The sequence below is a fragment of the Micromonospora sp. 4G55 genome, assembly GCF_016803375.1.
In genome coordinates this window covers 1-9,225 of record NZ_JAEVHN010000217.1, presented here as the reverse complement: position 1 = coordinate 9,225, position 9,225 = coordinate 1, and the positions used below count along the sequence as shown (strand labels likewise).

Annotated in this window: 10 protein-coding genes; 2 read left to right on the top strand and 8 right to left on the bottom strand. The window is 71.6% G+C overall.

Going from position 1 to position 9,225, the window contains the following annotated elements; all coding sequences use genetic code 11:
• The 8 genes from JNW89_RS18520 to JNW89_RS18485 form a co-directional block, all read right to left on the bottom strand.
• A partial coding sequence (locus tag JNW89_RS18520) for an MCE family protein (RefSeq protein ID WP_238449868.1) occupies positions 1–1,031 on the bottom strand: 1,031 nt, incomplete at its 3' end.
• Positions 1,028–2,275, bottom strand: a complete 1,248-nt coding sequence (locus JNW89_RS18515; protein ID WP_238449867.1) for an MCE family protein — start codon at positions 2,273–2,275, stop codon at positions 1,028–1,030. The genes JNW89_RS18520 and JNW89_RS18515, both read right to left, overlap by 4 nt.
• Positions 2,275–3,258 carry an MCE family protein gene (locus tag JNW89_RS18510; protein WP_238447817.1) on the bottom strand — a complete coding sequence of 328 codons (984 nt, stop codon included), beginning with the start codon at positions 3,256–3,258 and terminating at the stop codon, positions 2,275–2,277. Before JNW89_RS18510 ends, JNW89_RS18515 begins: the two co-directional genes overlap by 1 nt.
• Positions 3,255–4,286, bottom strand: a complete 1,032-nt coding sequence (locus tag JNW89_RS18505; RefSeq protein WP_238447818.1) for an MCE family protein — start codon at positions 4,284–4,286, stop codon at positions 3,255–3,257. Before JNW89_RS18505 ends, JNW89_RS18510 begins: the two co-directional genes overlap by 4 nt.
• Complete coding sequence (locus JNW89_RS18500) at positions 4,283–5,566, bottom strand: MCE family protein (RefSeq protein ID WP_238447819.1); 1,284 nt, start codon at positions 5,564–5,566, stop codon at positions 4,283–4,285. Before JNW89_RS18500 ends, JNW89_RS18505 begins: the two co-directional genes overlap by 4 nt.
• 1 nt (position 5,567) lies before the next feature.
• The gene (locus JNW89_RS18495) at positions 5,568–6,371 is read right to left on the bottom strand and encodes an ABC transporter permease (protein ID WP_238447820.1); all 804 of its coding nucleotides are present in this window, start codon (positions 6,369–6,371) and stop codon (positions 5,568–5,570) included.
• 1 nt (position 6,372) lies between these two features.
• Positions 6,373–7,143 carry an ABC transporter permease gene (locus JNW89_RS18490; protein ID WP_238447821.1) on the bottom strand — a complete coding sequence of 257 codons (771 nt, stop codon included), beginning with the start codon at positions 7,141–7,143 and terminating at the stop codon, positions 6,373–6,375.
• Positions 7,140–8,156, bottom strand: coding sequence for an ABC transporter ATP-binding protein (locus JNW89_RS18485; protein ID WP_305070497.1), 1,017 nt, complete (start codon positions 8,154–8,156; stop codon positions 7,140–7,142). The genes JNW89_RS18490 and JNW89_RS18485 overlap by 4 nt, the downstream gene beginning before the upstream one ends.
• 161 nt (positions 8,157–8,317) lie before the next feature.
• On the opposite strand from JNW89_RS18485, the gene shbA reads away from it, so the two are divergent.
• Entirely contained in the window at positions 8,318–8,896 is a 579-nt protein-coding gene (shbA, locus tag JNW89_RS18480; RefSeq protein ID WP_238449866.1) for an RNA polymerase sigma factor ShbA, read from the top strand.
• Positions 8,893–9,225 (top strand): hypothetical protein (locus JNW89_RS18475; protein WP_238449865.1); only part of this gene is annotated, 333 nt, incomplete at its 3' end. The genes shbA and JNW89_RS18475, both read left to right, overlap by 4 nt.

The window sequence follows — 9,225 nt, the reverse complement described above, 5'->3', positions numbered from 1 at the left end:
GGCGGCGCCGCCGGGCCTGCCGGCGCGGGGGCCGCAGCGGCCAGGTTCGCCAGGATCGAGGCCGAGTCGAGGTCGGCGGTGACGGACAGGTTGACGAAGTCGCCGACGATCGCGCCGGTGACGTTCGGCGGGAACGGGTACGACAGCATGAAGTCCAGGGACTTCGGCAGGTCGTCACCGGCGCGTACCAGCTCCTCCAGGATCGGTTGCAGCGCCCGGAGGTTGGCCACGGTGTCGTCGCGGCTGCGGTTGACGACCCGGGTGCCGACGTCGCCGAGTTTGTCCAGGGCGGTCAGCGCGCTGGTCAGTTGGGCGCGCTGTTGCGCCAGCACGGTCAGGCCGGGGGCGAGGGAGTCCACCGCGTCGCCGAGCACCTGCTTCTGCCGGTTGAGCCGGCCGGTCAGCCGGTCGAGGGCGTCGAGGGCGCGGACCATGTCGGCCTTCTGCTTGTCCAGCCCGCCGATGAACTCGTCGAGCTGGCCCAGCGCGTCCCGGACGGCGGGTTCCCGTCCGGCGAGTGCGGTGCCGAGTTCCTGGTTGATGGTCCGCAGTTGAGCCAACCCGCCACCGTTGAGCAGCAGGCCGAGGGCGGCGAGGACCTCTTCGACCTCGGCGCCGCGGTTGGTGCGGGACAGCGGGATGACGTCGCCGTTGGCGAGTTGGCCGGTCGAGGCTCCGGTGATCGGCGCCGCGACGGTCACGTACTTCTCGCCCAGCAGGCTGCTCTGCCGGACCGCCGCAGTGGCGTTGGACGGCAGGCGCACGTCGGTGCCGATGCGCAGGGTGACCCGCGCGGTCCAGCCGGCGAGGGAGATCTTCTCCACGCTTCCGACGGTCACGTCGTCGACCTTGACGGCGGCCTGCGGCACCAGGTCGAGCACGTCGCTGAACTCGGCGGTGACGGTGTACCCCTCGCCCTTCGGGGCGCCGCCGGGCAGCGGCAGGTCGGCGAGGTCGGGCAGGCCGCACCCGGCCGGGAGCAGCGCCACCAGGACCGCGCCTGCCAGGGCGCGCAGTGCCCGGGCGGTCACGGGGTGCCCCGCAGGATGCCGCCGAGGGTGGGGTCGCTGGTGATGCCGGAGCCGCCCGGCGCCTGGTCGGGGATCGGCGCACCGGGGGAGCTGATGGGAGGTCCCGGTGAGGACCCGCCGGTCGCCGGGGCGCCGGGCGGCAGCTTGAGCAGCTTGCGCAGCTGGTCGGTCATGGGCAGCCCGCGCTGGTGCAGGGTCTGCGCGAGCGCCATGCACTTCGCGGGCACCTCAGCGGCGGGAAGCTGGTCGATCAACAGGGAGCAGGCGAAGCTGGCCGGGTCGTACGGACCCATCGCGTTGTCGCGGGTGTCCAGCGTGCCGGACCGTGGGTTGTACGAGAGGGCGAGGTTGTTCACGGCGAGCGGGGCGACGTCGAGGATCTCGATGACCGCCTGTTGCTGGCCGACCAGCACGCTGGTGATCTCCGTCAGCGCGGCGACGTTGGAGGTCAACGCGGCCCGGTTCTGCTTGACGAAAGCGGTGACGTCGGCCAGCGCGGTGGCGAGGTTGCGCAGCGCGGCGGCCAGCTCGTCGCGTTGGCCGGCCAACTGTTCGGCGACGTCGGCGAGTTGCCGGTTGAAGGCGCGCACCTCCCGGTCGCTGCGGGCCAGCGCGGTGGTGAAGCGTTGCAGGTTGGCGACGGAGCCGAAGAGGTCCTGCCGGCCGTCGGAGAGGGTGGTCAGCGCCCGGGACAGGCCATCGAGGGTGTCGTGCAGGTTCTGCCCGTTGCCCTCCAGGTTGGCCCGGCCGGTCGCGACGAGGTCGGACAGGGCGCCGTCGCGGTTGGCCCCCTCCGGGCCGAGGGTGCGGTTGAAGTCGTCGAGCGCCTGGTAGACATCGTCGATCTCCATCGGTGCGGCGGTCCGCTCCAGCGGGATCTCCGCCCCGTCGGTGAGCCTGGCGCCACCGGCGTAGGCGGGGGTGAGCTGCACGTACCGGTCGCTGACCACGCTGGGCGGAACGATGAGCGCCTGCGCCTCGGCGGGGACGTCGATCCCGGGGTCGTACGACATGGTGACCTTGACACTGCGGCCCTGCGGGGTGACCGTGAGCACCTCGCCGACACGAACGCCCAGCACCCGCACGTCCGATCCCGGGTACACCCCAACGGCACGGGAGAAGTAGGCGACCACCCGCCGGTCGGGTGTGCCGTCGCGGAGGACGACCACGCCGGCGGCGACGGCCACCAGCAGGGCGGTGGCGACGGCGACCGGTCCTCGCCAGCGCTGGATGGGACCGGGCATCAGCGGCCTCCCCTCGTCGGTTGGTACGGCTGGAGCAGACCGGCCACGTACGAGTCGAACCAGCGGCCGTTGCCGACCACGTTGGCGAACGTCGAGACGAACGGGCCCATCCGCTGGATGGTCTTCTCCAGGTCTTCCTTGTTGCGCTGCAGGATGGCGACCACCTCACGCAGCTTGCGCAACGCGGGCTCGATCCGGGCGCGGTTGTCGGTGACCAGTCCGGAGAGCTGCGTGGCGAGTTCGTCGGTGCCGACGAGCAGCTTGTGGATGGCGTCCCGACGCCGGCTCACCTCGGCCAGCAGCGCCTCGCCGTCGGCGACCAGCTTGCGGAACTCCTCGTCCCGGTTGGCCAGCACCGTGGTGACCGAGCGGGCGCGGGAGAGCAGGGTCCGCAGTTCGGCGTCGCGGTCGGCGACGGTGCGGGAGAGCCGGGAGAGTCCGACCAGGGAGGCATTCACGCTGTCGGGCGTGTCGGCGAAGGTCTCGGACAGGGTGGTGAAGGCGGCGGCGAGCTGTTCGGTGTCGACCTTGTCGAGGGTGTCGGCGAGTCCGGTGACTGCCTGCACCACGTCGAACGGCGCCGCGGTCCGGGCGAGGGGAATCTGCCCGCCCTCGCGCAGCCGCCCGGGCCCGGCCGGTGACAGGGCCAGGTACTTCTGGCCGAGCACCGTCTTGATCCTGATCATGGCGCTGGTGTCGTTGCCGAGGCGGACGCTGTCGTCGTCCAGCCGGAACCGGACCCGGACGTAGGGCGCACCGTCTCGGGCGAGCTCCACCGCGGTCACCTTGCCCACCCGCACCCCGGCGACCCGCACCTCGTTGCTGGTGGTGAGGCCGCTGGCGTCGTGGAAGGCCGCCTGGTAGGCGCGTCCGGTGAGGTCGGCCAGCCGGTCGAGCTGGAAGGCGCCGAGCAGCGCGGCGACGATCAGCGCCAGCCCGACCGTGCCGATGACGACGGGGTTGCGTTCCCGGAACGGTCTCACTGGCTGCCTCCCGCGCATCGGGCGGCCGGGGCGCTGAACGTGGGCACGTCGATCGGCGCCCGGCCGGCCACCGCCACGTTGCCGTCGAAGTCGCAGAGGTAGAAGTTGAACCAGGAGCCGTAGGAGGCGACGCGGGTCAGGGACGCGTACCGCTCCGGCAGCCGGCCGAGGGTGCCGTCGATGACGGCCGCGTTGCGGTTGAGGTTGCCACTCAGTTCGTCCAGGGCTCGGATGTCCGCGGCTAGCGGTGGTCGTACGTCGTCGATCAGCGCGGACGTGCTGGTGGTGAGCTCACCGATGCTGACCAGCGACTCGCCGATGGCCTTGCGGTCGGCGGAGAGCCCGGAGACGAACTGCTGCAGCTGGCTGATGCTCTGGTCGAGGTTGCGGTCCCGTTCGGCCAGCGTGGCCAGGACGCCGTTGAGGTTGGTGACGACCCGTCCGATGACGGCGTCCCGGTCGGCGAGGGTGTTGGTCAGCGACGCGGTGCGTTGCAGCAGGCTGCTCACCGTGCCGCCCTCGCCCTGCAGCACCTGGATGATCTCGTAGGCGAGCTTGTTGACGTCGTCGGGGTCGAGGGCCGTGAACAACGGCCGGAACCCGTTGAACAGGACGGTGAGGTCCAATGCCGGCGTGGTCTGGCCGAGCGGGATGAGGCCGTCGGCCCGCAGCGGCCGCCCCTCCCCCGGCCCTTCGCTGAGCGCCAGGTACCGCTGACCCACCAGGTTGCGGTAGCGGATCTTGGCGCGGACGCTGGTAGCCACCGGGACGTCGCGGGTGACGTTGAAGGCCACCTCCGCGACGGTGCTGTCGACCACCTTGATCCGGCTGACCTGGCCGACCTTCACCCCCGCGACGCGTACGTCGTCCCCGGGGAGCAGCCCGGTGACGTCGGTGAACCGGGCCCGGTAGGTGACGCCGCCGGGCGGGAAGGCACCGAGGGTCTGCGCGAGCAGCGCGGTCAGCAGCAGGGTCACCGCGGCGAAGACCACCAGCTTCAGCAGGGGCGCCATGGTCTTGCTGCTCATCGGGCGTTCACCACCCCTCCGCGTAGCAACGGCCCCCAGAGCAGGACCGCGATGTCGGGAACCTCCGCCGGCGGGGTGCCCGTGACGGCACCGACGAGAGGATTGACCAGGGCACGCTCCTCAGCGGTGCCGGCCCGGCCCATGCCCGGGGAACCGCCGGCCGGCGAGGTCCCCGGCAGGCCGACGGGCAGCGGCGTACGAGGGCGCTCGCCCCGGTAGTCGTAACCGTCGTTGATGGGCACCTCGGGCGCCGGCTTCCCCGGGTCGGGCACGCCCCGGCAGTGCGGGCCGTCGTGCGCGCCGTAGACCGGCTCGTCGCGGCCCTTCTCGTACTTGCCGCCGTCGCGGGTGACCTCGAGGGTGATGTGCATCCGCCCGCCGGCGAAGACTTCCTCGACGCGGGGTTGCAGGGCGACCAGGCCGCTCATCATGCACGCGTACTCCGGGGAGTACGTGGCGAGCAGTTCCAGCACCGGTCGGCTGACCTGGCCGAGGGAGATGAGCTGGTCGCCGTGGCGGTCCAGGAAGCCGCGCGTGAGGTCCGCCGTGTCGGTGGTCTCGATGAGGAACGCCGCCAGCTGTTCACGCTGGTCGGTGACGGTGCGGGAGGTGACGGTCACGTCGCGAAGCAGAGCGAGCAGGTCGGGCAGCGCGGCGTCGTAGCTGTCCAGCACGACCGCCAGTTTCCGGACGTCCTCGGCGATGGTCGGCATGGCCGGGTTCAACTGCTTGAGGTACGCGTCGAGCCGCTCGACGTTCGCGCCGAGCTGCTCGCCGCGTCCCTCCAGCGCGGTGGCGATGGCGCCGAGCGTCGCGGCAAGCTGGTCGGGCCGCACCGCCTGCAGCAGGGGCAGCGCCTGGTCGAGGACCCGTTCCAGCTCGACGGCCGTACGGCTGCGGTCCTGGCCGATGACCGCGCCGTCGCGGATCGGTGCGGCCGCGCCGCCGGTCGGCGGGACGAGTTCGACGTACCGCTCGCCGAAGAGGGTCTTGGGCAGCAGCCGCGCGCTGACGTCGGCCGGAATCAGGGGCGTCGTGGCCGGGTCCAGGGCCAGCCGGATCCTCGCGCCGGCGCCCTTGCTGTCCACCGAGCGCACCTCGCCGACGACCACTCCGCGTACCTTGACGTCGGCGCCCGGGCTGAGCTGCAGCCCGGCCCGACCGGCGTGCAGGGTCACCCAGGCGACCGGGGTGAACGCCTTGTTGTACTGCAGCACGGAGGCGGTCAGCGCCGCGGTCAGCAGGGCGATGAAGACGATGCCCAGAATGCGATTTCTCATGTCACCCCGCGATCCGGACGGTGGTGGTCGCGCCCCAGATGGCCAGCGACAGGAAGAAGTCGACGATGTTGACCGCGACGATCGCGAGCCGGACGGCCCGGCCGACCGCGACGCCGACGGCGGCGGGTCCGCCCCTGGCGGTGTAGCCGTAGTAGCAGTGCACCAGCACGACGATCACACTGAAGACCAGCACCTTGAAGAAGGACCACAGCACGTCGACGGGGGGCAGGAACAGATTGAAGTAGTAGTCGTAGGTGCCGGCCGACTGATCGAAGTAGAAGACGGCGATGGTGCGGGTGGCCAGGTAGCTGGTGAGCAGCCCCACCACGTAGAGCGGGATGACCGCGATGAAGCCGGCGATCATGCGGGTGGTGACCAGGAACGGCAGGGACGGCACGCCCATCACCTCGAGGGCGTCCACCTCCTCGGAGATCCGCATCGCGCCGAGCTGGGCGGTGAAACCGCAGCCGACGGTGGCCGACAGCGCCAACGCCGCCACCAGAGGGGAGATCTCCCGGGTGTTGAAGTACGCCGAGACGAAGCCGGTGAAGGCGCTGCTGCCGATCTGGTTGAGCGCCTGGTAGCCCTGCAGGCCGACCTCGGTGCCGGTGAAATAGGTCAGGAAGCAGATGACGCCGACCGTGCCGCCGACCACGGCGAGCGCGCCGGAGCCGAAGCTCACCTCAGCCAGCAGCCGGATAACCTCGCGCTTGTAGCGGCGCACGGTGCGCGGGGTCCAGGCGAAGGCGCGCAGGTAGAAGGCGAGCTGTCCGCCCAGGTCGTCGAGGTACCGCAGGCCCGGCATGTCAGCTTCCCTTCTGCGGTACAACCTGGAAGTACACGGCCGTGACGACGAAGTTCAGCGCGAACAACAACATGAAGGTGATCACGACGCTCTGGTTGACCGCGTCGCCGACGCCCTTCGGGCCGCCCTTGGCGGTCATCCCCTTGTAGGAGGCGACCAGCGCGGCGGCCGCACCGAACAGCAGGGCCTTGACCTCGCCCACCAGCAGGTCGGGCAGCTGCCCCAGCGCCTGGAAGCTGGCCAGGTACGCGCCGGGCGTGCCGCCCTGCATGACCACGTTGAACAGGTAGCCACCGGTCACCCCGACCACGCTGACCAGGCCGTTGAGCAGGACGGCGACCAGCATGGAGGCAAGCACGCGCGGCACCACCAGGCGCTGGATCGGGTCGATGCCCAGCACCTGCATCGCGTCGAGTTCCTCGCGGATCTTACGGGAGCCGAGATCGGCGCAGATGGCCGAGCCACCCGCGCCGGCGATGATCAGCGCGGTGACAATCGGCCCCGCCTCGCGGACCACCGCGAGCACCGACGCGGCACCGGTGAACGACTGCGCGCCGAGCTGACGGACCAGCGAGCCGAGCTGCAACGCGATGACCGCGCCGAAGGGAATGGAGACGAGCGCGGCGGGCAGGATCGACACCGAGCTGATGAACCAGGCCTGCTGGACGAACTCGCGGACCTGCACCGGCCGGCGGCCGAGGCCGCGCAGGGTGTCCAGGCAGAAGGCGAAGAAGTCGCCGGTTGCGCGGACGGCGGTGACGGGGGCGCTCATCCGGCCACCTCCCGGTGGCGCCGCCCGTCGGCGGCGAGCTCCCGGCCCAGCTCGATGGTCGGCTGCGCGGCGTCGCGGCGGCCCTCGAAGGAGCCGGGTGGTGGGGTGACCCCGTTGTCTCGGCACCACTGCCCCGGCGGGCGCTCGGCCTGGCGGGGCATCCCGTCCGAGGGCGGCAGCTGCAGCGGGATGGGCGGCAGCGGCGGCAGCTCGGCCCCGGCGTCCGCCTCGGCCTGCAACTCCTCGGCGTCCTTCTCCTCGGCCATCCCGATCGGGCCGACCCGCTGGGCGTTGAGGAACTGCCGCACCACCGGCTCGGTGCTGGACAGCAGCATCTCCCGCGGCCCGAACATGGCCAGGTGCCCGTGGTAGATCAGCCCGATGTTGTCCGGCACCGTACGCGCGGTGTTGATGTCGTGCGTGACGATCAGGAACGTCGCCCCGGTCCGCTGGTTGAGGTCGATGATGAGCTGGTTCAGGTACGCGGTGCGCACCGGGTCCAGCCCGGAGTCGGGCTCGTCGAACAGGACGATGCGGGGGTCGAGCACCAGCGCGCGAGCCAGCCCCGCCCGCTTGCGCATGCCGCCGGAGATCTCGCCCGGCAGCTTCTTCTCGGCACCGACCAGGCCGACCATGTCGAGCTTCTCGTTGACCACGTCGCGGATCTGCGACTCGGACTTGCGGGTGTGCTCCCGCAGCGGGAACGCCACGTTGTCGTAGATGTTCATCGAGCCGAACAGCGCGCCGTCCTGGAACAGCACGCCGAACAGCTTGCGCACCTCGTACAGCGCGCGCTCGGAGAGGCGGGGCAGGTCCTTGCCCTCGATCCAGATGGAGCCGGCGTCGGGCCGGAGCAGCCCCACCAGGGTCTTGAGGAACACCGACTTGCCGGTGCCGGACGGGCCCAGCAGCACGGAGATCTCGCCCGCCGGCAGGGTCAGGCTGACGTCCGACCAGACCGGTTGGCCACCAAAGGACTTGGTCAGTCCCTGCACGGCCACTTCGACACCCATGCGCCCTCCCTCCGTCGACATCAGGAACATCGCGGCGGCCGGGCAGAACGCAACACACTTCTTTGCGCAGGCGGGCGGGCACCCAGGGTGACCTATGCAAAGTGGCCCACGTCTCGATAGCGTGCGGTTAACCCGCCGGTAACGAAGGTGTCTCACACTCCATGACCACATCGATCGAGCCAGAGCTCGTCCGTCGAGCCGCTGTCGGCGATCCGACGGCGGTGTCGGCCCTGCTCACCGACGTACGGCCGGGGCTGGTGCGGTACTGCCGGGCCCGGCTGGGCCGCGTCGGTGGGGCGTACACCACGGCCGACGACATCGCCCAGGAGGTCTGCCTGGCGGTGCTGAAGGCCCTGCCCCGCTACCGCGAGCAGGGCAAGCCGTTCTCGGCGTTCGTCTTCGCCGTCGCCGCGCACAAGGTCGCCGACGCCCAGCGGGCGGCGGTACGCGACTCCGCCGTCACGATGACCGACACTCCGCTGGAGCGTCCGGACGCGGCGCCGGGCCCGGAGCAGCAGGCCGTGGCCACCGACCTGGCCCGCCGGCTGTCGGTGCTGTTGCAGCGGCTGCCCGACGTCCAGCGGGAGATCATCACGCTCCGGGTGGCGGTCGGTCTGACCGCCGAGGAGGTGGGCACGATCCTCGGGATGTCGGCGGCGGCCGTACGGGTAGCCCAGTCCCGGGCCCTGGCCCGGCTCCGTACCCTGGCCGGCAGCGGACTTGACGAGGTGGCGGCATGACGGGGCACGAGCCGGACGGCGCCACGCAGCTGGACCTCGGCACGATCACCCGCGACGACCTGCTTCTCGACGTGCTCATGCGGGGCGAGGAGGGCGCCGACGCTGACGACCTCGCGGCGTTGCTCGCCGCCTGGCGGGCCGACGTCACCGCCGACGCCGACGACACCGGGGCGAGCGACCGGCTCCCGCCGTCCGGACCGACGCCGGCCGGCGGGGGCGGGCGGATCGCGATCCGCTCCGGGCGGGACGACGCCACCACGGGCCACGGCCGGCGGCGACGGCCCCGACCGTCGGGCCACTGCGGCTGGCCGCCGCCGTGGCCGCCGTCC

What these genes read in the sequence shown, in the direction of transcription:
- JNW89_RS18485 (WP_305070497.1), bottom strand. Translation starts at nt 8,156, where the DNA reads ATGGGTGTCGAAGTGGCCGTGCAGGGACTGACCAAGTCCTTTGGTGGC.
- JNW89_RS18505 (WP_238447818.1), bottom strand. Translation starts at nt 4,286, where the DNA reads ATGAGCAGCAAGACCATGGCGCCCCTGCTGAAGCTGGTGGTCTTCGCC.
- JNW89_RS18495 (WP_238447820.1), bottom strand. Translation starts at nt 6,371, where the DNA reads ATGCCGGGCCTGCGGTACCTCGACGACCTGGGCGGACAGCTCGCCTTC.
- shbA (WP_238449866.1), top strand. Translation starts at nt 8,318, where the DNA reads ATGACCACATCGATCGAGCCAGAGCTCGTCCGTCGAGCCGCTGTCGGC.
- JNW89_RS18500 (WP_238447819.1), bottom strand. Translation starts at nt 5,566, where the DNA reads ATGAGAAATCGCATTCTGGGCATCGTCTTCATCGCCCTGCTGACCGCG.
- JNW89_RS18515 (WP_238449867.1), bottom strand. Translation starts at nt 2,275, where the DNA reads ATGCCCGGTCCCATCCAGCGCTGGCGAGGACCGGTCGCCGTCGCCACC.
- JNW89_RS18490 (WP_238447821.1), bottom strand. Translation starts at nt 7,143, where the DNA reads ATGAGCGCCCCCGTCACCGCCGTCCGCGCAACCGGCGACTTCTTCGCC.